The organism is Aliirhizobium smilacinae (assembly GCF_006335145.1).
Taxonomy (GTDB): domain Bacteria; phylum Pseudomonadota; class Alphaproteobacteria; order Rhizobiales; family Rhizobiaceae; genus Neorhizobium; species Neorhizobium smilacinae.
Genome location: NZ_VDMN01000001.1, coordinates 1,000,038 through 1,025,162, shown reverse-complemented (window position 1 = coordinate 1,025,162; position 25,125 = coordinate 1,000,038). Strand labels below are relative to the sequence as shown.

At 59.7% G+C, this 25,125-nt stretch carries 24 protein-coding genes and 1 tRNA gene; 9 read left to right on the top strand and 16 right to left on the bottom strand.

All coding sequences use genetic code 11. The features are described from left to right. Window positions 1-74: 74 nt before the first annotated feature. Window positions 75-1,091, bottom strand: coding sequence for a zinc-binding alcohol dehydrogenase family protein (locus FHP24_RS04975; protein WP_139673668.1), 1,017 nt, complete (start codon window positions 1,089-1,091; stop codon window positions 75-77). Between the two features lie 97 nt (window positions 1,092-1,188). Then, on the bottom strand, window positions 1,189-2,412 hold the full coding sequence (locus FHP24_RS04970; protein ID WP_139673665.1) for an MFS transporter: 1,224 nt from the start codon (window positions 2,410-2,412) through the stop codon (window positions 1,189-1,191). 269 nt (window positions 2,413-2,681) lie between these two features. Between FHP24_RS04970 and FHP24_RS04965 the strand changes: the two genes are divergently transcribed. After that, window positions 2,682-3,620, top strand: a complete 939-nt coding sequence (locus FHP24_RS04965; RefSeq protein WP_139673662.1) for a diacylglycerol/lipid kinase family protein — start codon at window positions 2,682-2,684, stop codon at window positions 3,618-3,620. Window positions 3,621-3,627: 7 nt separating this feature from the next. On the opposite strand, the gene FHP24_RS04960 is transcribed toward FHP24_RS04965, so the two are convergent. The 3 genes from FHP24_RS04960 to FHP24_RS04950 all read right to left on the bottom strand — a co-directional run bounded on the left by FHP24_RS04960 (window position 3,628) and on the right by FHP24_RS04950 (window position 8,317). Further along, window positions 3,628-5,946 (bottom strand): mechanosensitive ion channel family protein, encoded by a 2,319-nt coding sequence (locus tag FHP24_RS04960; RefSeq protein WP_139673660.1) that lies wholly within the window; start codon window positions 5,944-5,946, stop codon window positions 3,628-3,630. Window positions 5,947-6,058: 112 nt separating this feature from the next. Beyond that, entirely contained in the window at window positions 6,059-6,805 is a 747-nt protein-coding gene (locus FHP24_RS04955; RefSeq protein ID WP_139673657.1) for a GGDEF domain-containing protein, read from the bottom strand. 180 nt (window positions 6,806-6,985) lie between these two features. Then, on the bottom strand, window positions 6,986-8,317 hold the full coding sequence (locus tag FHP24_RS04950; RefSeq protein ID WP_139673654.1) for a glutamine synthetase family protein: 1,332 nt from the start codon (window positions 8,315-8,317) through the stop codon (window positions 6,986-6,988). A gap of 79 nt (window positions 8,318-8,396) precedes the next feature. On the opposite strand from FHP24_RS04950, the gene FHP24_RS04945 reads away from it, so the two are divergent. After that, entirely contained in the window at window positions 8,397-9,764 is a 1,368-nt protein-coding gene (locus FHP24_RS04945) for an aspartate aminotransferase family protein (RefSeq protein WP_139673652.1), read from the top strand. 7 nt (window positions 9,765-9,771) lie between these two features. Here the strand turns inward: FHP24_RS04945 and FHP24_RS04940 are convergent, their stop codons facing one another. Genes FHP24_RS04940 through FHP24_RS04930 form a run of 3 tightly spaced genes read right to left on the bottom strand, consistent with a single transcriptional unit; the run spans window position 9,772 to window position 13,869 of the window. Continuing rightward, a complete protein-coding gene (locus FHP24_RS04940) occupies window positions 9,772-11,313 on the bottom strand; it encodes a glycosyltransferase family 39 protein (RefSeq protein ID WP_180355893.1) in 1,542 nt (513 codons plus the stop codon). Between the two features lie 44 nt (window positions 11,314-11,357). Continuing rightward, complete coding sequence (locus FHP24_RS04935; protein ID WP_139673645.1) at window positions 11,358-12,863, bottom strand: ArnT family glycosyltransferase; 1,506 nt, start codon at window positions 12,861-12,863, stop codon at window positions 11,358-11,360. Next, complete coding sequence (locus FHP24_RS04930) at window positions 12,847-13,869, bottom strand: glycosyltransferase family 2 protein (RefSeq protein ID WP_139673641.1); 1,023 nt, start codon at window positions 13,867-13,869, stop codon at window positions 12,847-12,849. The genes FHP24_RS04935 and FHP24_RS04930 overlap by 17 nt, the downstream gene beginning before the upstream one ends. Window positions 13,870-13,964: 95 nt before the next feature. Here FHP24_RS04930 and FHP24_RS04925 point away from each other — a divergent pair, with 95 nt between their 5' ends. Beyond that, window positions 13,965-14,933: a lysylphosphatidylglycerol synthase transmembrane domain-containing protein gene (locus tag FHP24_RS04925; protein WP_139673637.1), complete on the top strand. Its 969-nt coding sequence runs from the start codon at window positions 13,965-13,967 to the stop codon at window positions 14,931-14,933. A gap of 15 nt (window positions 14,934-14,948) precedes the next feature. On the opposite strand, the gene vapC is transcribed toward FHP24_RS04925, so the two are convergent. The 5 genes from vapC to FHP24_RS04905 form a co-directional block, all read right to left on the bottom strand. Further along, complete coding sequence (vapC, locus tag FHP24_RS04920; RefSeq protein ID WP_139673634.1) at window positions 14,949-15,338, bottom strand: type II toxin-antitoxin system VapC family toxin; 390 nt, start codon at window positions 15,336-15,338, stop codon at window positions 14,949-14,951. After that, window positions 15,335-15,565: a type II toxin-antitoxin system VapB family antitoxin gene (locus tag FHP24_RS04915; RefSeq protein ID WP_139673630.1), complete on the bottom strand. Its 231-nt coding sequence runs from the start codon at window positions 15,563-15,565 to the stop codon at window positions 15,335-15,337. Before FHP24_RS04915 ends, vapC begins: the two co-directional genes overlap by 4 nt. Window positions 15,566-15,625: 60 nt before the next feature. Next, entirely contained in the window at window positions 15,626-17,128 is a 1,503-nt protein-coding gene (gene amn / locus FHP24_RS04910; RefSeq protein ID WP_139673626.1) for an AMP nucleosidase, read from the bottom strand. A gap of 80 nt (window positions 17,129-17,208) precedes the next feature. Then, window positions 17,209-17,379 carry a hypothetical protein gene (locus FHP24_RS28640; protein WP_180355892.1) on the bottom strand — a complete coding sequence of 57 codons (171 nt, stop codon included), beginning with the start codon at window positions 17,377-17,379 and terminating at the stop codon, window positions 17,209-17,211. Between the two features lie 187 nt (window positions 17,380-17,566). Beyond that, on the bottom strand, window positions 17,567-17,905 hold the full coding sequence (locus FHP24_RS04905; protein WP_139673623.1) for a DUF2147 domain-containing protein: 339 nt from the start codon (window positions 17,903-17,905) through the stop codon (window positions 17,567-17,569). A 498-nt stretch (window positions 17,906-18,403) separates the two neighbouring features. Here FHP24_RS04905 and FHP24_RS04900 point away from each other — a divergent pair, with 498 nt between their 5' ends. Next, entirely contained in the window at window positions 18,404-18,670 is a 267-nt protein-coding gene (locus FHP24_RS04900) for a sel1 repeat family protein (protein ID WP_139676136.1), read from the top strand. Window positions 18,671-18,871: 201 nt separating this feature from the next. On the opposite strand, the gene FHP24_RS04895 is transcribed toward FHP24_RS04900, so the two are convergent. Next, window positions 18,872-19,306 carry a winged helix-turn-helix transcriptional regulator gene (locus FHP24_RS04895; protein ID WP_139673619.1) on the bottom strand — a complete coding sequence of 145 codons (435 nt, stop codon included), beginning with the start codon at window positions 19,304-19,306 and terminating at the stop codon, window positions 18,872-18,874. 223 nt (window positions 19,307-19,529) lie between these two features. Here FHP24_RS04895 and FHP24_RS04890 point away from each other — a divergent pair, with 223 nt between their 5' ends. Next, window positions 19,530-20,393 (top strand): SDR family oxidoreductase, encoded by an 864-nt coding sequence (locus tag FHP24_RS04890; protein WP_394344594.1) that lies wholly within the window; start codon window positions 19,530-19,532, stop codon window positions 20,391-20,393. Window positions 20,394-20,456: 63 nt separating this feature from the next. Here the strand turns inward: FHP24_RS04890 and FHP24_RS04885 are convergent, their stop codons facing one another. Further along, window positions 20,457-21,578, bottom strand: coding sequence for a pyridoxal phosphate-dependent aminotransferase (locus FHP24_RS04885; protein WP_139673613.1), 1,122 nt, complete (start codon window positions 21,576-21,578; stop codon window positions 20,457-20,459). A gap of 215 nt (window positions 21,579-21,793) precedes the next feature. Between FHP24_RS04885 and FHP24_RS04880 the strand changes: the two genes are divergently transcribed. Further along, window positions 21,794-22,075, top strand: a complete 282-nt coding sequence (locus FHP24_RS04880; protein ID WP_139673611.1) for a sunset domain-containing protein — start codon at window positions 21,794-21,796, stop codon at window positions 22,073-22,075. Window positions 22,076-22,109: 34 nt separating this feature from the next. Here FHP24_RS04880 and FHP24_RS04875 read toward each other — a convergent pair whose 3' ends face one another. After that, window positions 22,110-22,466 carry a hypothetical protein gene (locus tag FHP24_RS04875; RefSeq protein WP_246091604.1) on the bottom strand — a complete coding sequence of 119 codons (357 nt, stop codon included), beginning with the start codon at window positions 22,464-22,466 and terminating at the stop codon, window positions 22,110-22,112. Between the two features lie 226 nt (window positions 22,467-22,692). On the opposite strand from FHP24_RS04875, the gene FHP24_RS04870 reads away from it, so the two are divergent. From FHP24_RS04870 to FHP24_RS04860, 3 genes are all read left to right on the top strand, one after another. Continuing rightward, window positions 22,693-23,910, top strand: coding sequence for an NAD(P)/FAD-dependent oxidoreductase (locus FHP24_RS04870; protein WP_139673608.1), 1,218 nt, complete (start codon window positions 22,693-22,695; stop codon window positions 23,908-23,910). Window positions 23,911-23,968: 58 nt separating this feature from the next. Next, window positions 23,969-24,769 carry an aldolase/citrate lyase family protein gene (locus FHP24_RS04865; RefSeq protein ID WP_139673605.1) on the top strand — a complete coding sequence of 267 codons (801 nt, stop codon included), beginning with the start codon at window positions 23,969-23,971 and terminating at the stop codon, window positions 24,767-24,769. A 133-nt stretch (window positions 24,770-24,902) separates the two neighbouring features. Beyond that, a tRNA-Ser gene (locus FHP24_RS04860) sits at window positions 24,903-24,993 on the top strand. Window positions 24,994-25,125: the final 132 nt, after the last annotated feature.

Sequence of the window (25,125 nt, the reverse complement as noted above, 5' to 3'; positions counted from 1 at the left end):
GGAGGAACAATCATAGCGAGAAATTTGCATTTTGGTAAGTATGTCGCGAGGCCGGATAAGAACCTTCGGGCTCCTTAGAAACCCGAGAGAACCAGCTTGCCGCGGGTCTTCCCGCTTTCGATCAGCGCGTGTGCCGCCTTCAGATTGGCCGCATTGATCGGACCGAGAATGTCCGACAGCGTCGTCTTGATTTTTCCGGCGTCGACCAGCTCTGCCACATGGTTGAGAAGCTTGTGTTGTTCGATCATGTCCGCGGTTTGGAAGACCGGCCGTGCGAACATGGTCTCCCAATGGATCGACAGCGCCTTGCGTTTGAACTGGCGCACATCAACCGGTTCCTTCGGATCGTCGATCAGTCCGAGGCGGCCCTGCGGGGCGATGAGTTCCAGAATGTCGCCGATATGCTGCGACGTTTCGGTGATCGAAAAGACGAAGGCGGGCGCACCGATTGCCAAATCCGCAATCTGTTTGGCGAGCGGTTTCGAGTGATCGAGGACGTGATGGGCGCCGAGTTCCTGTGTCCATGCCTGGGTTTCCGGGCGTGAAGCGGTCGCGATCACGGTGACGTCGGAAAGCTCGCGCAGAAGCTGGATGGCGATCGAGCCGACGCCGCCGGCGCTGCCGATCAGCAGGACAGCATTCCAGGCACTGGCAACCTTATCCTGAACGCGCATCCGGTGAAACAGCGTCTCATAAGCGGTGATCGCGGTCAGCGGCAGCGCCGCCGCCTGTTCGAAGCTCAGCGTCTTCGGTTTTGCACCGACGATCCGTTCATCCACCAGATGGAATTCGGCATTGGTGCCCTGCCGATTGATCGCGCCGGCATAATAGACCTCGTCGCCCGGCTTGAAGAGTTTGACGTCGGGGCCGACAGCCTTGACCACGCCGGCCGCGTCATACCCGAGAATCTTGTACTGGCCCGGTTCAAGAACAGCGTTCTTACGGGTTTTCGTGTCGACGGGATTGACTGAGATCGCTTTGATTTCAACGAGAAGGTCGCGGCCCTTGGCGTCCGGCACCGGCAGGTCGATATCGACGAGTGCTGTTTCGGACGAAATCGGCTGGTTCTGGTTGAAGCCCACGGCGCGCATCGATCATCTCCCTTGTTGTCTGCAGGAATAGAGATGGCGCGAACATGGCTAAGGCGCAAGGAGCGATGGGCCGCACTCGGTACGGCCCCATCAAAGCTCAAGCGTGACCGGTCTTGCGTTCCAGCCAGACGGACACGAAGAACACGCCGAGGCCGAAGAAGGAAAGAACGGCGCCGACATAACCTGTCGCGGCATAACCCCAGCCCCAGGCGATGACGAGGCCGCCGAGTGCGGCACCCAGTGCATTGGCGATGTTGAAGGCCGAGTGGTTGGAGGCAGCGGCGAGCGTCTGCGCGTCAGCCGCGACGTCCATCAGCCGCGTCTGCAGCGCAGGCCCCGGCGCAAAGCCGCAGCCGACGAGAAAGACGGTGATGTAGAGCACGACCGGATATTGCGCGAAATTCGCGAAGATCAGCATCACGATGATGTAGAACACCATGGATCCACCAATCGTATATTTCAACGAAATGTCAGCAAGCCGCGATCCGACGACGTTGCCGACATTCATGCCGATGCCGAACAGGGCCAGCACTACCGCAACCGTGCTGACCGGCAAGCCGGCCGTCTCGGTCGTCGTCGAGGCGATATAGCTGAAGACGGAGAACATGCCGCCGAAGCCGACGGCAGCGATGGCAAGCGTCAGCCAGACCTGCGGTTTGGTGAAGGCACTCAGTTCGCGCAGGATACTTGCGCCTTCCTGCACCTTGTCCTTCGGTTTGAAATACCAGACGAGCGCGACCGTCAGTGCCCCGATGCCGCCGACCAGATAGAAGGCGGCGCGCCAGGAAAGCATCTGCCCCATGAAGGTCGCAAGCGGTGTGCCGAGCAATGTCGCGATCGTCAGGCCAAGCATGATGCGGCCGACGGCGCGCGCCCGTTTGTTCGGTGGCACCATCGAGGCGGCCACCAGCGAGGCAACGCCGAAATAGGCGCCATGCGGCAGACCGGTCAGAAAACGCAGGAAGGTGAAGCTCCAGAAATCCGGGGCCATGGCCGACAGGATATTGCCGACCGCGAACACACCCATCAGCGACAGAAGCAGGGTGCGGCGTGGCACCCGCGCCGACAGAACCGCGATGATCGGCGCACCGACGACAACACCGAGCGCATAGGCGCTGATGACGTAACCGGCCATCGGGATGCTGACATCGAAGGTTTTTGCCACATCCGGCAACAGGCCCATGATGACGAATTCGCCCGTGCCGATACCGAAACCGCCCACCGCAAGTGCGAAGGTGATCAACAGGACGGCGAGGGGGGAAAGGGTCTGATGCTCGGATGCAGGGCGTGCGGCATCCATGGATTGTACGCTGTCGGTCATGATATCGGATCGTTTTGAAGAAATGGAGCAGGCAGGATATTTTCCCGCCCGGTTAGCCTGATGTGGTCACAAGGTCGACCGCAGGCACAAGTTTATCATGTCATTGTGCGGTGCGGTAGACGAACATTGGATTTCGTCAAATTTTCACACGTGCTCGGCAAGCCTTCTGCTCATCCAATATATGTTGGGCTCTTGATAAGCCCACCTTCGGCAACCATTTCCTGATCCACCCGTTGTTTCGCCGCCTTCATTCCTGAACCGGATATTTCATGAACCTTTACGCAGTCTTCAACCGCGATGGCGGGACTTTTCGAACCACCGACATGGATGCCTATTGCGCCCATGCGCTGCGCGCGTTCGAAGGGGCGGGGCATGAGATCGAGTGCCATGTCGTGTCCGGCGACAAGGTTGTGGAGACGATGGAAAAGGCCGCCTCGCTTTCCGGCGTCGATGGTCTGATCGCCGGCGGCGGTGACGGCACCATTTCCGCCGCCTCGTCGATCGCCTGGAAGAGCGGCATCGCGCTCGGCATCGTACCCGCCGGCACGATGAACCTGTTTGCTCGTTCGCTGAAAATCCCGCTGGATATCTGGGAAGCCATCGACGTCCTCTCCCGCTCCAGCGTGCGCGATGTCGATATTGCCAGTGCCAACGGCCGCAGCTTCGTTCACCAGTTTTCCGCAGGCCTGCATGCCCGCATGGTGCGCTACCGCAATTCCATGCATTACGCCTCGCGGCTGGGAAAAATCCGCGCCAGCACCCGCGCGGCGATCGGCGTCATGCTGAACCCGCCGGAATTCGAAGTGGAGTTCAATGCCGAAGGCAAGAGCGGCGTACGTCGGGTCTCGGCAATCTCGGTGTCCAACAACGAATTCGGCACCGATGCACTGATGTATGCCGACGACGTCACCAAGGGGCATCTCGGCTTCTACATTGCCGATCCGCTGACGCCTGCCGGTGTGGCAAAACTCACGCTCGATATTCTGCGCGGAAGACTGAAGGACAACGAAGCGGTCACGGCGATGACCGTAACCGAACTGGAACTGCACTTCCCCCGTCATCGCAAGGATGTCCGCTGCGTCATCGACGGCGAACTTCTGCCGATGGAGCGCGACATCGTTTTGAAGATCCATGCCGGCGAGCTGAAAGTTCTCGTCGATCAGATTCCGCAGAAAGAGATCGCGGAACAGCAAGGCAGCGGGATCTGAAACAGCATCAGGCCGATGCAACCGGCGCCAGCGGTTGGAGCATCGTGGCGGCAGCCGCATCATCGTGCATCGAATCTCCTCGCGATCTCACCGTCACGGCATTTGAAGCGAACTCAAGGCCTGCCGCCTTGCAGGACGAGATCAGCCTCTTGATCGCCTCGCGCTTGATGATGCTCGGATTGCCCGGCAGCGAGGTGAACTTGAAGCGCACCACGATCGAGGTCTCGGTAATATCCTGAATGCCCTGCATCTTCAGCGGCACAAGGAAGTCAGCGCCGAATTCCGGGTCTTCCAGCATGGCGATGCCGACCTTCTTGGCTGTCTTGCGAATCAGTTCGGGGTCGCTGTCCCGCTCGAATTTCAGCTGGAACTTGATCGTGCCCCAATCGCGGCTGTAATTGCTGACCGAGCTGATCTGGCCGAAGGGAACCGTGTGGACCGGGCCATTGTGATGGCGCAGCCTGACCGAGCGGATGGCGATCTGCTCCACCGTTCCCTGCTGGCTGCCGGTGCTGATATATTCGCCGATGCGGAAAGCATCTTCGGCGATGAAGAAGATACCGGAGACGATATCCTTCACCAGCGCCTGCGACCCGAAGGACAAAGCCAGACCCAGCACGCCGAAACCGGCAAGCAGCGGCGCCACGTTGACGCCCAGCGCACTCAGTACCAACAGCGCCCCGACGGCGAGCACCGCCCCGAGCGCCAGATTGCGCACCACCGGCATCGCTGTCGACAACCGGCTGGTCTGGCGTTTTTCGTTCTGGTCCTCATGCCCCGGCAGCGTGATGGAAGGCGAGGGGGCCAGCGCTTCCGAATAACGCCAGATGAAGCTCGCCACCGCCCAGCTTGCCACGATCGCAAGGCTCAATCGTTCGAGCCAGAGGATCCAGCCCGTCGCCTCCGCCGCCTGTCCACCCATGAAGGGCGACCAAATGGCAGTGATCAGATGCAGCCCGCCGATCCAGACGGCCCCCGCGCACAGCACTCTCAGGCTTGCCAGAAGCGAGGATGCGAGACCTGCGCCATGAACCCGCTCATGGTGGCGGGTGATATCGTCGACGAGCGCATGCGCCCCGAGCGCCAGGATGGGCAGCGCCAGCAAGGCCATCTGTGTCGTGCCGGCGGCAAAGATCCAGCGGGCGCTGTTCGGCGTTCCGGCAAACAGCACGCAGATCAGCCACAGCGCCAGCGCCGTGACGACGTAGAATTCCGGCAAGAGGTTTCCCGCCGCCCGGCGCACGATGCCGGGATTATGGCTGATGAAGGCATCGCGGATGTCATTGCGCCCGCCGATGAACCAGAAGAGTTTCAACAGCGTCAGCAGCGTATTGCCGGTCAGGAACCAGCCGTCGATAACCAGCCTGTCGATCCCGATACTGTCGGCGAGGCGGGCCAATTCGGCCAGTGCCGCGCTGATCAGCCCGTAGGTCACCAGCATGCGAAAATGCCATTGCGGCCGGCGAATTGGCACGAGGCTGCGCCCGCCGCGGTTTTTCTTGAACAACAGCCGCGCGAGCGAGACATAAAGCGACGCAACGATAGTGGCGGTGACGATGCCCCTCACCATCTGCGCCGTTGCCTCCCCCGGTGTCCCGAGCATGTCGAGGGCAAAGCGCGCGGCCACGAGGAAAAACGCGACCGAAGCGAGATCCCCGACCATCCGTTTCAGGCTTTGCCCGATAATGCCGGTGACCCGTGAGCCTTGCGGCGCCTCGCGATTGATGACGGTGGCAATCAGCCGTCGCAGGATAAGAGTCGCGGCTGCGGCGGCGGCAATCGTCGCAAGTGCGATGAGCAAAACCCGCGCATGGCTGCTGCCTTCCTCGATCAGCTTGTCGTCGGCCATCACCATCGCCGTCGGCAGACTGCCGACGCCGGCGAGGGCAGTTGTCGCGCCGCGCATGAAGGCTGCCGAAAACTGGCTCCACTTCGCCATGCCCATATCGGTCGCCATCATTTCAGGCGTCGGGGTCATTGGAGCTGGCGGCGGAGCCGTAGCCGGCGGCGGCGCGGCGGCTGCGCCAGCAGGTGTCAGCGTCGTCGGAGGCTGGGAGACCGGCACCGCAGTGGTAGAAACGGCGGCCGCAGGCTGCGCGGCGATCGTGCCTCCGGACGTGGCAGCCGTTGCCTGCCCGACTTCGATCGCAACAGACCGGCCACTTCGTGTCGCGAAATCGAGGATCTGCTCGACGTCGGCAGTGCTTTGGCCGGGGTGGACGATGATCTTGAGCGGCGTGTCGTCGGCCCTGACAAAACTGCCAAGGGCGACCGTGATGACGACAGCGACAAATGCGGTGCGCAGAAATGCGAAATTCATGCCCATGGCCAAACGTCCCCAACGACGCTGCCGCCTTCCGTACAGACCGGTGCGACAGGCCGTACCTGCGATTTATAGCAGCAACAGGACGTCAGGCGAATGGGAACTTTATCGAAGTCTATATCGATGCAACGGCCTGATTTCGGCCGCGCGATTTGGCCTGATAAAGATATTCGTCGGCGCCCTTGAGGCAGTCTTCAGGATCGAACCCAGCTTCACACACCAATGCACCGATGCTGGCCGAAAGCGGGATGCGGGAGCCCGATGCAGACCGCAGATCGATTGCCTCTATGGCCTGCCGAACATCCTCGCATCGACGCGCCAGGGCCTTCGTTGTCAGGTCCGCCTGGAAAAGTGCGAACTCTTCCCCGCCCAGACGCCCGGAAATATCGTATTGTCCCATCTGGCAGTCAGCCAGCAACTTGCCCATCAGCCGCAGCGCTTCATCGCCGGTGGCATGTCCATGACGATCGTTGATCGACTTGAAGTGGTCGAGATCAAGGAACATCAGGCCACCGCTCACGCCCTTTTGGTTGAGGGCTGCCAGTTCATCCAGAAATGCAGTACGATTGAGGATGCCGGTCAGGCCATCGTGACGCGAAAGCTGCTTCAGATCCTCGTAAGCTATGGCGAGTTTTGCCAGAGCCTCGGATGTCTCGGTGCGGGCACGCCTGATGCGATCGGCCTGCCACAGATGCAGTATCGATGCGGGAATGGAGATCACGAAGGGGCAGACGATCGTCATGATCAGGCCCGCGCCTGCAACTTGCCCACCGAGATGCGGAACGATCGCAAAGGACAGCGCAAGCGACGCAAGCGTGGCCAATATTCCAATCAGCACGGATTTCGCCAGAATAATGCGCATAGCCCGCCTCGAAATGCATTAAATATAAAGACATGCTTAGAGGGTCGAATTTTAACGCGGGCTGAATGAAAAGACTAAATATTGACAGTGCTGCTGAGACCGGACTGAATTAAAATCCAACAATATACTCATCTGTCGTGCCTAAATTTGCTGATTTGCCATCGTAAAAGGATCGCTCCTTCAAATTCTCGGCAGATAGGTCTGGTAGTCGAAATCGCTCACGGTCCGCAGATAGGTTATCGCTTCCTTGCGCTTCGTATCGCCATAGAGCTTCTGGTAGCGCCGCCCGAACACGTCTTTGATGAACGGCGAGGCCGAGAAGTCGTCCACTGCGGTCAGAAAATCATGTGTCAGACGCTTCGTGCCTTCAGGCGGCTCCTGTCCCGGCTCTGTTGGCAGGCCCGGATCGAGCGTATCTTCAAGCCCCATCAGCATGCCGCCGAGAATCGCGGTCAGCAGCAGGTAAGGATTGGCATCCGCACCCGCGACGCGGTGTTCGACGCGTGCCGCAGGTCCCTGCGCATCGGGAATGCGCACTGCAGTCCCGCGATGGCCAAGGCCCCAGTCAATATCGACCGGCGCAAACGAACCCGGCTGGAAACGGCGGTAGGAATTGGCGAATGGCGCAAAAATCAACTGCGCATCGCGCATCGTCTTCAGCATCCCGGCCGTGACCGATTTCAGTTTCACCGGATCACCGCCCTTGGCGTCCAGAATATTGTTGCCGTCGCGGTCGATGATACTGGCATGCACATGCAGCCCCGAACCCGCATGGTCAGCATAGGGTTTTGCCATACAGGTGGATTTCAGCCCATGCTTTCGCGCGGCCTGTTCGGCGATCCGCTTCAGATAGATGCAGTCGTCGGCGGCCGCCAGCGCATCGGCCCGATGCAGAAGATTGATCTCGAACTGGCCGGGGCCGAATTCGGCGGTCGTTGCATCGGCAGGGATATCCTGCAGCTTCGCCCATGAGCGCACCGTCTGCAGATAATCGTCCAGCGCATCGACGGCGCCCATGTCGTAAAGCTGGAACCCGTTCGGCTGGTCCCTATACATAAGCTTTGCCGGCGGGCGAGGGCGGCCGGTCTCGCGCCAATCGTCCTGCATCACGTAAAATTCCAGTTCGGTCGCCACCACCGGTGTAAAGCCGAGATCGTCGAAACGCTTGAGCAGATTGGCGAGGATAGCGCGCGGGTCCATGAAGCTGGGCGTGCCGTCCATCTCGTGCATCGTCGCCAAAACCTGGCTCGAACCTTCCGGCCCCCAGGGCATCGGCGTGGCTGCGCGCTTGTCTGGAATGCACTGCCCGTCGGGATCGCCGACCGACAGCGACAGGCCCGTAATGTCGTCATTGTCGTCGCCCCAGATATCCAGCGACTGCGTGGAGGAGGGCAGCCGTACGACCCCGTCCCATACCTTCTTTTCCTTCGAGATCGGAATGCGTTTGCCGCGCAGGTCCCCGTTCATGCCGACGAGCAGGATTTCGATATGGGGCTCAATGCGATTGGTCATGAAGCGTCATCTCTAAGGTTGCGGAACCTCGTTCGTAACCGATAAGAATTGCAGGCACAATCTGAGGAGCAGGGACGCGATGAACGACAAGCCGGCCATTTCCAATCTTGCAGCCATCGACGCCGCCCATCATCTTCATCCCTTCTCCGACATGAAGGAGTTGAACGCCAAGGGCACGCGCATCATCGAGCGTGCCGAAGGCGTCCACATCTTCGATTCGACGGGCAAGAAATATCTCGATGCCTTTGCCGGCCTCTGGTGCGTCAATGTCGGTTATGGCCGCAAGTCGATTGCCGAAGCGGCCTACAGGCAGATGCAGGAGCTGCCCTATTACAACACCTTCTTCGGCACCACGACGCCGCCGGCGACGTTGCTCGCCCAGAAGATCGCTTCGAAGACCGGCGGCAAGATGAACCACGTCTTCTTCACCAATTCCGGCTCGGAAGCCACCGACACCTGGTTCCGCATCGCCCGAGTCTACTGGAAAGCACTGGGCAAGCCGGAAAAGATCCAAATCATCGCCCGCAAGAACGCCTATCACGGCTCGACCGTCGCCGGAGCCTCGCTCGGCGGCATGAAGCATATGCACGAGCAGGGCAATCTGCCGATCGAAGGCGTCCACCATGTCGGCCAGCCCTACTGGTATGCCGATGGCGGCGATCTGACGCCTGCCGAATTCGGCCTGAAAATGGCCCGCGAACTCGACGCCAAGATCGACGAACTCGGCGAGGACCGCGTTGCCGCCTTTGTCGCAGAGCCGATCCAGGGTGCCGGTGGCGTGATCATCCCGCCGGATACCTACTGGCCGGAAATTGCCCGCATCTGCAAAGCCCGCAACATTTTGCTGATTTCCGACGAAGTCATCTGCGGTTTCGGCCGCCTTGGTTCCTGGTTCGGTTACCAGCATTTTGGCGTCGAGCCGGATCTGGCGCCCATAGCCAAAGGTCTGTCCTCCGGTTACCTGCCGATCGGCGGCGTGCTCGTGAGTGATCGCGTCGCCGAGGTAATGATCAACGAATTCGGTGATTTCGCCCACGGCTACACCTATTCCGGCCATCCGGTGGCCGCCGCCGCAGCGCTCGAAAACCTGCGGATCATCGAGGAGGAGGGGCTGGTGGAGCGCGTCCGCGACGACATCGGTCCTTATTTCGCCGCCGCGTGGAAAAGCCTGGAGGATCACGAGGTCGTCGGCCAAGCGGAAAACGTCGGCCTGATCGGAGGCCTGCAACTTAGCTCCGACAAATCCACTCGCCGCCGTTATGCAAAACCCGACGATATCGGCTCTCTGGTGCGCAATCACTGCGTCGAAAACGGCCTGATCATGCGCGCCACCGGCGACCGCATGCTGGCCTCGCCAGCCCTGACGATCAGCCGTTCGGAGGTCGACGAAGTGGCCGAAAAACTCCGTGCCGCGCTCGATCACCTGCGCGACACGGTGAAGGAATAGATTTCGCCTACCTCTTGAGATCCATCACCGCATAGGCGAATCGGTACTGGTCCGCAGGTCGGCCCCACGCATAGGGATAACCGACGATCGCCGTGTCCTGAGGCAACGTATCGATGCCATTTTCGCGCAGATAGTCGGCAAACACCTCGCCGAATCCGGGCGGGGGACTTCCGTCCTTCCGCCGCCAGACGAAGACGATCCGGTTGAACCCGTCGAGCGGACGGCTCTCAATCGTCAACGGTGGCGGGGTTACCGTCACCGGCAGGTTGGGCAGGTTGAAATGCATGTTGCCGCCCAGTTGTCCGTCACTGGCAACGATGAGGGTATTGGCGCCAGCAGCCTTTTCGGCAACCGTCTTCGCAAGCATCGGGAACGGGATGTTCGTATACGCGTAGTTGCCGGTAAACCGCCCCAGATTCGAACGGGTGGCAAGCGCCGCCGGAATGATGACCATGATAATCGCCGCCACGGTCCAGATACGTTTGAGACCGACGGCGAGCGGAATTTTCGCGGCATCCACCTTCAGCGCGATGTAAAGCGGTCCCGCCAGAAGCACAGGTGTCAGCCAGCGGTCCCTCACGTTTTCGAAGCCGGCAAACAGGATCATCAGCACGATCAATACGAGCGACAGGATGAGAATGCGTCCGACGAACAGCGTCCAGCGGCTGTTGGCTTTTATCACAGCTTTCAGATGCTCGCGATAAACCAGCGCGAAGATGATGATGGTGATGCCGAAAAAGCTGAAGAAGCCGACGGTCAGCGAGCCCAACCCCTGCGCGATGCCGCCGAGCAGGCCGGCGTCTTCGCCGCCAAGCTTTTTCAGCGTTCCCTGGCTCGCGTCCTTGAAATTGTCGAGAAGCCAAAGCGCATGTGGCGTAACGATTGCCGCTGCAAGCATCGCTGCCGGCAGCAGCTTCCAGGAAAGCACGGTCCGGCGCATGTCCCGGTCCATTAGTACCGCAAGCCCGGCGGCAATCGGCAGGATGGCGAAATTGTATTTGGTGATGCCGCCAATGCCGGTTGCGATACCGAACAGCAGGAACGCCACGAACGATGGCCTGGAGACGACCCTGAGCAGGGCGTAGAGGAAGAACGACGAGCCGAAAATGGCGGCGACCGTGTGTGAGAGATCGCGTTGCGCCTCGAACGAGATCTGCGGGATGGTCAGAAGCCCGAGTGCGGCGACGACCGCAAGCCGCTTGTCTTCCAGCACCTGCCGCGCGGCAAGATAATAGAGCATATAGGACAAGAAGAGCAGCAGCCCTTTCAGTCCCGACAGCGTGACGAGCGACATGCCGAAGATCTGGATCGCGCCGTGCTGCAGCCAGTTATAGAAAGGCGGCTGTGCGCCATACCCCGCCAGCAGCCATTGCGACAGGTTGACCTGCTCTGCCTCGTCGAGTTCCAGTCCATGCGGCAGCACGAAACGCACGATGACATGAATGATAAAATAGGCGGCAAGCACCAGCACGAGTGTCTGTCCGGCGCCAAGCCGGTCGGCGATAACTGGCGTTCCATGCGCACGCAATGGAGAGGAATTTTTCGGCAAGATTATCTCCGGCAATAGGTGCTTGTGGTCCTTGGGTCGCGGTCCTACGGACGTACGGTCCAGGCGTAATTGAATCGCTCCGTATCACGTCCGCCCGTGAACGGGTAAGCGACTTCGGTCGTCTTGGCGACAAGCGCTGCCGTGTCGATGCCATTCGAGCGAAGAAATTCCCCAAGCTTGTGTGGCAATTCGGGGCCGCCTGCCCCATTCCAGATCACCAGCATCCGGCCTTGCGGAGCGATAAAGACGGAAGAGCGCCTGAAGCCGGGCAGTGCGGTCGGGATATCGGGGGCGGTGATACGTGCACCGGCAGCCAGAGTCATGCCGTCAGCAACGATGACGTCAGGACGGTTGTCTTTCTCAGCCTCCGCAAGCACTTGGCGAACGAAGGGCATGGAAGGGAAACTGTCCTTCTGGTATCGGCCGTGAAGTGGTGCGAGCACATTGCCGGCCATCAGGTAGAGCAGGAACCCGAAAGCAAGCAGCGAAGCCGGTAGAGCTAATACTGCGACACCGTTTGGACGTCGGACAAAACCTCCCGCCGCCTCGATTTTGAGACAGAGATAAACCGGCAGGATCAGCAGGAAGGGTGACAGCCATTTCTGGCTGATCGTCGTCGCGCCCAAGCCGAACGAAATCAGGCCGACGATCAGCAGGCACAGGAGAAACATGCGCCCCGTCACGCGGGTCCAGATCGTTTCCGTCTGCCGGCTGGCCCATAGTTCGCGGCCGAAGGCGATCGCCATGAAGATGACCAGCGGAAGGGCACCCTTTATGGCAGCACCGATCAACGTCGCGATGCCATCCAGACGATCAACCAGAAAATGGCCGGTGGGATCGTCGCGCATCTCGTCGATCGTGCCCTCGGTCGCGGCGTCGATATTACCGAAGAACCAGAGGGCATGCGGCAGGCAGATCAGACCGGCGATCACTATCGTCGTGATCAACCGGCGATCGAGCAGGCGGAGGCGCAGTTCCTTTTCGGGCAGAATGGCGAGGATGGCGGCGATCGGCACGACGATGAAATTGTATTTTGAGATCAAGCCGATGCCGATTGCAAATCCGGTCAGCGCATATCGCCACAGTGCAGGGCGCTTGAGCGCACCAAGGAAGCCGTAAAAGAACAGCGAGACGCAGAAAAGCAGGGCAACCGCGTGGCTGAGGTCACGCTGCGCCAGCACGGATACGGCCGGCAGCGACAAGACGCCGAGCATGGCGGCGGCGGCAACCTCTTTCCGTTCACTGACCTGTCTGACAGCAAGGCCGACAAACAGGCAACAGAGGAAAAGCAGGCTGTTCTTCAGCAGCGTCAGCGCGAAGATCGAAGGACCGATCAGATGGATGACGCCATATTGAAGCCAGTTGTAGAAGGGCGGCTGCCGTCCGTAGCCCAAGAGCAGGAACTGCGACATCACGATCTGCTCGGACTCGTCGGCCTGCAAACCTTCGGTGCGCAATAGCCGCAGCACGATCGCGGCCACGCAGTAGGCCGCGATCAGCCAGAGAACACGCTCCGGCTTTGCGATAAAGGCGTCACGCAGCCGGCGCATCGGTCTGATAGACTTCCCTGACGATATAGCTGAGAGCCGTATCCTCGCGGTAATAGGTTCGGGCAATCATTTCGGCTAGAATGCCGGTGGTGATCATCTGCACGGCGGACAGGAACAGCATCACGCCGATCAGGAACAGCGGCCGTGTGCCGATGTCATTGCCCATGATGAACTTGTCGATGAACAGGTAGAAGAGGATCAGCGCCGAGATCGCGCCGAGCCCAAGCCCCAGCGAGCCGAAGAAATGTCCCGGCCGCGCCTTGAAGCGCATGAAGAACATCACCGACAGGAGATCGAGGATCACCCGGAACGTGCGGGAGATCCCGTATTTGGAAACGCCATGCTGGCGCGCATGATGCGTCACCGGCATTTCGCCGATCCGCGAGCTAGGCACGACGCCGGCGACCCAGGCGGGAATGAAGCGGTGCATTTCGCCCATCAGCTTCACCTGCTTGATGACGGTCGAGCGATAGATCTTCAGCGAACAGCCGTAGTCGTGCAGGCGCACTCCGGTGATGCGGCCGATCAGGCGGTTGGCGATAAAGGACGGCACCTTGCGTAGCAGCAACCCATCCTGACGGTTCTTGCGCCAGCCGACGAGCAGATCGAGTTCGCGGCGCTCGAGTTCCGCCACCATGTTCGGAATGTCTTTCGGATCGTTCTGCAGATCGCCGTCGAGCGTGGCGATAAGCCTGCCCTCGGCCTGGTTGATGCCTGCCTGCATGGCGGCAGTCTGGCCGAAATTGCGCTGCAGAGCGACGATTTTCAGATCGAGGCCGGGACGATTGAGCGCGGTTCTGGCATTGGCGATCGTGGCATCCGTGCTGCCGTCATCAACGAGGATGAGCTCCCACTTGGCGGAATAACCGGCCATCGAGGCAACGATCCGTTCGATCAATGGCTCGACGCTTTCCTCTTCGTTGAAAAGCGGTACGACCAGCGATAGTTCGATCGGATTGGGCGTCTCGACAAGGAGGCTCACCGACTCTGCTGTTGTACGCTCCAAGTGATTCTCCTAGAAGTGCGGGCTCAAGCAATCGGCCGTTTTGGTGCCGCCATCGCCGCAAAGACCCGGAATTATCGCATTGGGGCTCCTGATATATGAAGAATTATTCCGTTGCCAGCCAAAGAGCGTGGATAATTCGAAACGCGATGACGTTGCTGACGCTCGGTATCGTCATCCTTTATGCGATATTCATACAGTGGGTCTGGGGGTGGAGCAGCGTGCTGGCGCTCTGGGAAAGCGCCGGTCTCGGCTCGGCCTTTCTCGCCCTTGTCGCGTTGCTGGGCACCTATGTGCTCCGGACCTGGCGTATCTATGACTACTTCCCGAAGGAAACCGGCGGGCATTTCGGCACATTGTTGCGTCTCACCCAGGTCCACAATCTCCTGAACATCATGCTTCCATTCCGTTCGGGTGAGGCGAGCTTTCCGTTGCTGATGAAACGCGAGTTCGACCTTTCGCTTGCAAGGGGAACCGCAGCGCTCTTCGTCATGCGGCTTTTCGACCTGCATGCGCTTCTGGCGGCAGCCGGCATCGGTCTGGTGCTGGAGACTAGCGGTACGATCGGTATGCACTGGGCGTGGATAATCTGGCTCGGCTTCCTGATCCTGCCGGCAATCGGCTTTGCGCTACGCGGTGTGGCGCTGCGGTTTGCCGCACGGATATTGCCGGCAAAGGCGGCAAAATTGCTGGCCGAGATCGAAGCCGGCTTGCCGGTCGATACGAAGGCCTTCGCCCGCGCATGGGGCGCAACGCTGGTCAATTGGTTCACCAAGATCGCCGTGCTTGCCTGGGTTCTCTGCCTGCTCGGAGCATTGCCGATCCCGGCGGGCTTCGGCGGGGCGCTGGGTGGTGAATTGTCGTCCGTCCTGCCGGTCCATGCACCTGCCGGCGTGGGAACTTATCCGGCGGGCATCACAGCCGGCGCTATCGCCTTCGGCGCGGTCGCCACGGGAGCTTCTCTGGAGGAACTCGGCCAGGCGGCGGTCAACACCCACCTCCTGGTCATCGTCTCCTCGCTCATCGGTACCGCGTTGTCTCTGTTTGCAGCGAGAGGGAAGCGGTAAACTGCCACGAAGGTCTCAGATCAGCCTGAGACCGAGATGCTCGGCCATCGGAAGATAATCCTTGTCTCGCTGCAACAGGCTGTGGCCGTGCTCGATACAAAAGGTACCGATGATGAGATCGGGTGCTTTGCTGGTTGTGAAGCCGCGTGCACGCAGCGTTCTATAGTTCGATGCGGCCCTTATCGCCAAATCAGGAGACAGCATCGAAACCACCGGGAAATTCTGAAGATTTTCCTCTATCCAGCGCGCCTGTTGAATATCCCGCGCGCCCTGAAGCACCTCCATCAAAATGATATCCCCGAGGAGAATGACGCCGCGCGGTATCAGCGATTTAAGCGTTAAGGCGACCTCGCTATTGTCTTTCCGAAAAAGCGAAATCCACACGGAACTGTCCGCAACGATCATTCACCCTCCTGGAAACCCCAGTTTCCGTAGCGAGTGGAGTTGCTTCTTGATGTCTCGAGATCATCGTCCCAGCCGATGCCTTCAAGATTGTTGATTGCACGCAGCTGCCTCTTGATCCGCACGAAATCCTTAAGCGCCTGATCGACGGCAGCCTTCTTCGTCTTCAATCCGCCAAGTTCCATGGCCTCGGCGATCAGATCGTCATCCAACTCGATATTGGTGCGCATGTCGGCCTCTTGGTGTATGAATGTGGAAAATCATACACCAAGATAGGCCTACCTACAACGTCATTGGAACGCGGTCTCGTAGAAGCTGCGGAGCTTGCGTGAATGCAGGGTCTCGGTCGGCATGGCGGCGAGCTTCTGTACGGCGCGGATGCCGATCTGCAGATGCTGGCTGACCTGCGTGCGGTAGAACGCGGTCGCCATGCCCGGCAGCTTCAACTCGCCATGCAGCGGTCGGTCGGAGACGCAAAGCAGCGTTCCGTAGGGCACGCGGAAGCGGAAACCGTTGGCCGCGATCGTTGCCGATTCCATGTCGAGTGCAATGGCGCGAGACTGCGAGAGACGTTTCACGGGTCCTGCCTGATCGCGCAGTTCCCAGTTGCGGTTGTCGATCGTCGCAACGGTGCCGGTGCGCATGATCCGTTTCAGCTCAAAACCCTCGTAACCGGTCACTTCCTCGACGGCACTTTCGAGCGCCTGCTGCACTTCGGCCAGCGCCGGGATCGGCACCCAGACCGGCAGGTCGTCGTCCAGAACGTGATCTTCACGCATATAGGCGTGCGCAAGAACGTAGTCGCCCAGCCGCTGGCTGTTTCTCAACCCGGCGCAATGACCGACCATCAGCCAGGCATGCGGTCTGAGGACGGCGATATGGTCGGTGATCGTCTTGGCGTTTGAAGGTCCGACACCGATATTGACCAGCGTGATGCCGGAATGGTCGCCCTTTTTCAGGTGATAGGCCGGCATTTGCGGCATGCGTGTGATCAAGGCCGTTTCCGGCGCGTCGTTGCCCGCACGTGTCACCACATTGCCGGGCTCGACGAATTCCGTATAGCCATCGCCGCCTTCCGCCATCAGCTTGCGTGCCCAGGCGGCGAATTCGTCGATATAGAACTGGTAGTTGGTGAACAGCACGAAATTCTGGAAATGCTCGGCACCGGTCGCCGTATAGTGGCTGAGACGGGCCAGCGAATAGTCGATGCGCTGGGCGGTAAACGGCGCAAGCGGTGCCGGCTCGCCGGCCGGCGCTTCGTATTCGCCGTTGGCGATCAGGTCGTCGGTATTGTTGAGGTCCGGCGTATCGAACAGGTCACGCATCGGGATGTCGGCCATTGCATTGCCGGCCGAAGCCTCCACATGCGCGCCTTCGCCGAAAGCGAAATGCAGCGGGATCGGTGTCGTCGATTCTGACACGGTGACTGGGATGCTGTGGTTGCGCATCAGCAGATCGAGCTGCTCGATCAGGTAATGGCGGAACAGCTTCGGATGGGTGATGGTCGTCGTATAGACACCCGGTGCCGCGACATGGCCGTAGGAAAGCCGCGAGTCTGCATGCCCAAAGGAAGTCGTTTCTATCGACACCTGCGGATAGCAGGCGCGGTAACGGCCGGTGATGCCGTCGCCCTTGGCCAGCGAACTGAACCCGTCGATCAGAAATTTGGTATTGCGCTCATAAAGCGCGGTCAGGGCATCGACGGCCTCTTCGGCATTGTCGAACACCTGCGGTTCCACCGCGCTCGGGCTGATGAAGGAAAGCGGAGAAAGGGAAGAGATTCGTGTGTTCATGAGCCATTATAGAGAGAACTCCATGACAATCAAACGGCGATCAAAGCCACTCTTTTCGCCTCGATGCGATCTCTCCAAGCTCAAAGCGTCGTGACGCAATCGCCGCTGTCGGAATAGACGCAGATGCTCCCGGTGCTGATGTTGAAGCCCAGCGGGCGCTTTGACGGGTGGGTGGCGAGAGCGGCGAAGGAAAATGCAAAGATCGTCATCATCAAAGTGACGATGGTCAGGCGGCGTGCGATGGTCGTCATGATCCTGCTCCCGATTGTGACCAGGGTTCAAGTGGTTCCTGGCTGAATGGGGGCAGAATAAAGGCACTCTCCTGTATGCAGTCTGAGAGACGGTTTCATCTGCCGTTCAGAGTGATTAACCGGTTGGGGCGCCGCCACTAAGGAAAAAGCCGGCCCCGCGGCCGGCTTCGATTGGCAAAAAGCTGGTCTAGAGCCGGGTCCAAGTCTGTGACTTGCACAAGACCTTGAGCACGCAGCCCTTCGTCTTCAATGTATTGCCGGTAACCGACCCGGAACCGGCATAGGTCTTGTCCGTATCGGGGTCAGTGATCTCACCGGAATATTCGGCGCCGGTGCCGGACATCAGGCCGATCTGCTTACCGGCATGTTTGCCGGTCCTCAGCGTCACGCAATAGGCCGATCCGCATTTGCCGATCTCCGCGGTCGAGCCGCTCTGGGTCTTCCAGTTACCCTCGATCGGCTCGGCCGCTTGGCTCACGGTGGCGCTCATCAGCAAGGCCGCAGCCATGGCAAAAGTCTTCAGCATGAGATCCCTCCTCAGATCATCGTTCTTGTCGGCATGCGATCGCCCTCCTGCAATCGCCGCCCGGTGCTCAAATTAGCTTACCTGCACGTAAAGGTAAAGTTGGAGAGAGGTTCGAAATGCCTGCTTTTGCCCGTGCGAGTGCCTGCGGTTTGCCTCTGCTCTGCCGCACTTTCTGAAAACCAAGCGTGAAACATGCTGAACAAAGGGTTTCGATCGAAATCCTAACGCTTCGTAAATACAAGTCGAAAACCCTTAACGCGCAGGCATTGTGGTGCTTAACAAAAACTCAAATTTACGAAGCATTTGAACTTTGTTTTCCGCAAGTTAAGCATTCTTTTTAGTCGGATTTTCGAACCTTGGGATCATATTGGGCTCATCAAAACGAGCGGGAAAAACCGCCGACCCGATGGATCAACAAAGCCGCATGAGACGGTGGTCCGGAGGGTGATGATGAACAGGGCAGAAGAAAACCAGGTCTTTAAACAGGGATCAATACCGATGGCACGCTTTGAAATTTCAACGACTGAAATGGCCACCATGGGTGGCGATGCCCGCGCAGAAGTCTTCTGCGATATGGGTCTGATGTATGCAACGGGCCGCGGGGTCGAAGTCGACCTCGTGTCCGCCCACAAGTGGCTGAACATCGCAGCAATCAAGGGCTCCGACCGCGCCGCCGAACTGCGCGCCGATCTGGCTCCGCAATTGACCAAGATGCAGCTCGCCGAAGCGCTGCGCGCCGCTCGCGAATGGATGACGGTGCACTGAGCAATTCCGGCGAGAATGGAAACCGGTTTTGCTTCGGAAATGTTCTGAGCATCGAACACGACAGATTTTCACCGCCCCGCGAGAGGGCGGAGAGATAAAAGAGAACAGGGAAGGCGCTTCCGCTTCGGATGTCGCAAGAATTTCGACCGCGACCGGCAGAAACAAGGCCGGCGCGGTTTTCTGCGTGCCGGTGAGTGGTCTTCAGTCCTTCTGGTCGAAGACATTACGTGCCTCGCGCACCGCGTCGTGGTTCTCCACCGCCCATATCCACACATTGCAGAAGGCGGCGCCCAGCGTCAGGCCGAGCGGTGAAAGCCGGTACTCCACCTTCGGCGGCACCGATGGGTAAAGCGTGCGGATCACCAGCCCGTCGCGCTCCATCCGGCGCAGCGTCTGAGTCAGCATCTTCTGGCTGATGCCTTCCACATGCCGTGCGAGTTCCGAAAACCGCAGCGTACCCTGGTCCCATAGCGTGTCGAGAATGACCACCGTCCATTTGTCGGCAAAGCCCGAGATCATTTGTCTGACGACATCCTCGACGCCGGGCTCGACATTTTTTGGGTAGTCGCGCGCCTTGTAGGAATGCGCACGAAAAAGTTCCTCGGCCGTGAACACGGATTCGTTCGGTTTTCCCATTTCTTCCTCACCGGTATGTACGGTACCGGAAAGTGCCTACTTTCCAAAAGAGAGTTAGTCAAGAAAAGTGAGCGGGCACTGCTGGGCGCGACAGGCAGATGGCGGTGCGCAATGCCGGCTCGCTCTTGGGCGTGGTGAAATCAAGAATGCAGCCGCGATGACCCGACGGGAGCCTTTCCGCCGTGACGAACCCGGCTGCGCTAAACACAGAAGGATGGTTCTTATGGATGATAAAGCTCAGAAGTCGGCTCTCTCGCGGCGGACTATTCTGTCTGCCGCAGCGATCGCACCGGCCGTCGTCGCTGCGGCTGCGGCCGCAGCAGCAGCAGGCACGGCGCAGGCTCAGCAGTTCCAGACGGCGAACAAGGTCGCGATCGTCACCGGCTCGTCGCGTGGAATTGGTGCGGCAACGGCAAAACGCCTGGCCGCCGACGGTTTCAAGGTCGTCGTCAATTGCCGGGTCAACCATGATCTTGCCACCGCCGTCGTGCGGGATATCGAAAACGCTGGCGGTCAGGCCGTCTGGGAACAGGCGGATATCCGTGAACCAACAGCGGTGCGTCGTCTGTTTGACGTTGCCGAGCGCGAATTCGGCGGCGTGGACGTAGCGGTCGCCAATGCCGGTGTGATGCATCTCGCCCCGTTCCGCGACATGTCGGACGAGGATTTCGATACGATGGTGGATACCAATGTGAAGGGCAGCTTCAATACGCTGCGCGAAGCGGCCAGGCGGTTGCGTGACGGTGGCCGGATCATTGCCACCTCGTCGAGCATCGTGCAGCTTCGCTCGCCGACCTACGGGCCTTATGCGGCAAGCAAGGGATCGATGGAAATCTACGCCAACATCCTTGCCAAGGAACTGGCGGGGAGAAAAATCTCCGTCAATGCGATTGCGCCCGGACTGGTCGCGACTTCGCTCTTCCTCGACGGCAAGACGGACGAACAGGTTGCGGGTTTTGCCCAGCGTACGCCGCATGGCCGGATCGGCGAACCGTCGGACATCGCCGCGATGGTTGCCTTCCTCTGCAGCCCGGATGGCTGGTGGGTTAACGGCCAGACCCTCTACACCAACGGCGGCGTTGTCTGATATCGGCCAGCAAGCCGTCGAGAAATGAAAAGGCCGGGCGCTTTCGTGCCCGGCCTTTGGCCTTTAAAGCGATTTTAGCACCAAAGGCAGCGCTGTCGCCAATAGAGCCATGTCCGGCTCCGGGCCAGCGCTTATCCGAATGCAGCGGCTGAGCGGCTCGACCCCCGGCATGCGGATGAAAACGCCATGTTGCAGCAGTCCGTCGACGATGGCGCGGGCATAGGCTGCATCTCGCCCGCAATCGATGGCGACGAAATTGGTGGCCGATGGCAGGGCGCTCAGTCCGTTGGCTGCAGCGATTGCCGCTATCCGCTCGCGGGATGCCTTGATATTGGCGACAACCTCGTCGAGATAGGCTTGATCCTTCAGCGCCGCGATGGCACCCGCGACCGCGATCCTGTTCATGCCGAAATGGTTGCGGATCTTGTCGAAGGCCTTGGCTGTCCCTTCCGTCGTGATCGCATAACCGACGCGGGCGCCGGCCATCCCGTAAGCCTTGGAGAAGGTGCGGGTACGCACCACGTTCGGCATGTCGATGAGCGCGTCGATCGAGGGAAAAGCGCTGGCCGGGCCGGTCTCGCAATAGGCCTCGTCAAGCACCAGCAGCGTCGTCTCCGGAAGCGCCCTTGCGAAGGCCACGACCTCATCGGCTTCCCACCAGCTGCCCATCGGATTGTCCGGATTAGCAAAATAGACGAGCGGCGCATTTTCCCGGCGAACCGCATCGAGCAATCCGTTCAGGTCTTCGCGGTCGTTGACGTAAGGAACGGTGACCAGCCGGCCGCCAAATCCCGCGACATGGAAATTGAAGGTCGGATACCCGCCGAACGAATTCACCACCGGCATGGGCGTGCTGGACGCCGGATCGATGACGAGTCTCACGATCTGGCCGAGCAGGCTGTCGACGCCTTCGCCGATCGCCAGGTTTTCCGGACGACATTTCAGATGTGCGGCAAGCGCTGCCTTGAGGTCGAAATTTTCCGGATCCGCATATTTCCAGATCCCCGCTGCGGCTTCCGTCATGGCGGCAAGCACGGAAGGGGCCGGGCCAAACCCGTTTTCGTTGGCGCCGATACGCGCCTTGACGGCAGAACCGCTCTTTCGCTCCAGCGCCTCCGGCCCGACAAAGGGCACGGTTGACGGAAGGGAGGAGACAAGCGGGGTGAAGCGGGAAAATGCGGTCATGTCAGAAAAGTCCGGTTGAAAGCCGCGTCACAATAGAAAGCTTTCGCCGACGCGCAAGGGCCGGAACTCACCCGCGCAGACCTTCACTGGTATGATTCGCCGACAAGCGCATATCGGGCTGTTGCGGAATGCGACTTTAAGTTACAAAGCGATAACGGTGCAATTTTAGAGATTTCTGAAGCGCAGAATCAATCTTTCCGGCGCATGATCGATGTATGAGCAAATTCGCCGTGATCGTCATCGCAGCCGCATCCGCGAGTTTTCTCGCCACGGGCGGCCATTCGCTTTTGCCCGGCATCAGCCGTGCCGTAGAGGCAAACGTCAGTCCGTCCTGTCGTATCAAAGGCAATATTTCGATCGATAGCGGCGAACGGATTTATCATCTGCCCGGCCAGATCTTTTACGACGACACGAAAATCCGCCCGGAATTCGGAGAACGGTGGTTCTGCTCCGAAACCGACGCCCGCGCGGCCGGATGGCGAAAATCGCGGCAGTAGAAACACGCGGCAGCTTTTCTCGGTCGAATGCGCCTCAGTGACTGGTCTCGAAGCTCAGCCGGATGACGTGGTGCAGGAATTCCGGATTGATCAGCATGTTGAAGCCGACCGTCACCTTTTCCTCTTCTCGCGCCATGACCGTGCAGCCGATCTCGTCGCGGATGCCGAGGATGGCGAGGAAGAAATGCGTCGGCACCGGTATGTGAGGGGTCACTTCAAGCTCCGCACCCTGCAGCGACATGGTCCGTATCAGGCAACGAATGCTCGACTTGGTGCTGAGATGATGTTCGACCAGCACGATCTTGCCGGGTCTATCGATACTGAACTTTTCAAAGACACGGCGCAGGTGTGCCGGTTCCTGGGTTTCGGTCCCGTCCATCAATGGGGCCATGCTTTCCTCCTTGTTCTCTCCACGGATATGATTTTATTCCTCTAATTTTGATGCAGTCTAAAGTTGATTGGTAAATTTTTCTCGATCTATGGTGTCTGGATCCGCTCCATTCCTGCGCATTGGACACAATGTCGCGTTGTTGACGGCCAGACGTCGCGACGATACCCCTTTGCCGTCGCCCAAGGTGTTATTCCCTCAGGTGATTGAAACGGAATGGAGCGGGCAAGTGACAGGCAGGCTGGTGATCGTCGGTGCAGGGCAGGCGGGCTTTGCGCTCGCGGCAAAACTGCGGACATTGAAGGATACGCGGCCCATCACGATGATCGGCGCCGAAGAGGTCTATCCCTACCAGCGTCCGCCGCTCTCGAAGAAATACCTGCTCGGCGAGATGAGTTTCGACCGCCTGACTTTCCGTCCGGACAACTGGTTTGCCGAAAACGACGTGGACGTCCGGCTCTCGACTTTTGTTGAAGAAATCGATCGCGAGAAAAAGACCGTCCGCATGCAGGATGGTTCGACCCTCGAATATGAAACCCTGGCCTTGGCGACCGGTTCCAGCCCGCGCACCTTGCCCGCCAGCATCGGCGGAGAGTTGCAGGGCGTCTATACGGTGCGTGACAAGCGCGATGCGGACCGGCTGGCGGAGGAGATGAAGGCCGGCCGCCGCCTGCTGATCATCGGCGGCGGTTACATCGGGCTGGAGGCTGCAGCCGTCGCACGCCATCTCGGGCTCGACGTGACGCTGATCGAGATGGCCGACCGCATTCTCGCCCGTGTGGCTTCGAAAGAGACCGCTGACATCATGCGCGCCATCCACAGCGAGCGCGGCGTCGCGATTCGCGAAAAGACGGGCCTCACCCGCCTGATCGGCGAGGACGACAAGCTGCGCGCCGCGGAACTCTCTGATGGTTCGGTCATCGATGTGGATTTCGTCATCGTCGGCATCGGCGTTACCCCGAACGACCGGCTGGCGCAGGATTGCGGCCTCGATGTCGGCAATGGCATCGTCGTCGACAGGTTCGCCCGCACCTCAGACCCATCGATCTTCGCCATGGGCGATTGCGCGCTACTGCCGTGGGAAGAGGGGCGCATTCGTCTCGAATCGGTACAGAACGCCGTCGACCAGGCCGAATCGGTTGCCGCAACACTTGCCGGCGGCAGCGAACCTTATGTGCCGAAACCCTGGTTCTGGTCCGACCAGTATGATGTGAAGCTGCAGATCGCCGGCTTTAATCTCGGTTACGATGAAACGCTGGTGCGCCCCGGCGCCCGCGAAGGCGCGGTATCCGTCTGGTATTTTCGTGGGGGAAGGCTGATTGCCGTCGATGCGGTCAATGACGCCAAGGCCTATGTGACGGGCAAGAAGATGCTGGAGACCGGCATCAATCCCGACAAGGCGCTGCTCGCCGATCCGTCCACCGATCTGAAGCTGTTGCTGTCCTGATTCTATAAGGTCCCCGAAGGTTGGGCCAATATTCACATTAAAAGGCATAGGAGGAGACATGCCGGTACCGAAGAATGACTTCAAGGCTGCAATCAGCGCAGGCCGCCAGCAGATCGGCCTCTGGCTGAATACCGGCGAGGCGCTTCCGGCCGAGATCGCGGCGAGCGCCGGCTTCGACTGGCTCGTCATCGATTCGGAGCATGGGCCGAACGATCTGCGCAGCATCATCGCCCAGTTGCGGGCGCTTGCACCCTTTGCCGTCGAACCCGTCGTGCGCCCTCCCTCAAGCGAGACCTGGTTCATCAAGCAATTGCTTGATGCCGGCGCACGGACGCTTCTCATTCCCATGGTCGATTCGCCCGAGCAGGCGAAAGCGCTGGTTCAGGCGGTGCGTTATCCTCCACGCGGCACGCGTGGGCTGGGTGCCGCCGTCGCGCGCGCCTCGGGCTTCAATGCCATTTCCGACTACGCCCAGACGGCTGACGGCGAAATCTGCCTACTGGTTCAGGCCGAAACCAGAGTGGCGATCGACAATATCGAGGCAATCGCAGCGGTGGATGGTGTCGATGGCGTCTTTATCGGCCCGGCCGATCTCTCTGCTGATCTGGGATATATCGGCCGAATCGAGGCGCCCGAAGTACAGCAGGTGATCGAATCGGCGATCGGCCGAATCATCGCCGCCGGCAAACCGGCGGGCATCCTGACCTTCAGCGAAACCCTCAATCGCCGTTATCTCGATCTCGGTGCGAGCTTTGTCGCCGTCGGTGCCGACGTGACGGAACTTGCCGCAACGTTGAAGAACCTTGCCAGCCGTTATGGCCGTGGACCGGGCGGCGGTGCTGCAGGCTCAGGTTATTGATGGGCGCGAGCGTCTGATTCTCCCGCGATCAGCCGGAATAATGCTGCGGCTGGGGTTCATCCCCAGCCTGCGACGCCTCTTTTTGCTAAAAGACCTTGCATTCGGGATTTATCCGCAATAATCAGGCCGCACCGGAGAGGTGGCCGAGTGGTCGAAGGCGCTCCCCTGCTAAGGGAGTATACGTCAAAAGCGTATCGTGGGTTCGAATCCCATCCTCTCCGCCATTATCCTTCATGAAATCATTGTATCATTCGCTTGCACGCACGAAGTGCCTGCTGCTTATGCGTGTTGCCCATCGGCAACGTTCCCGCAGCGCGATATGTTCTTATGTGACCGATCCCTAAGTTGCTGTCATG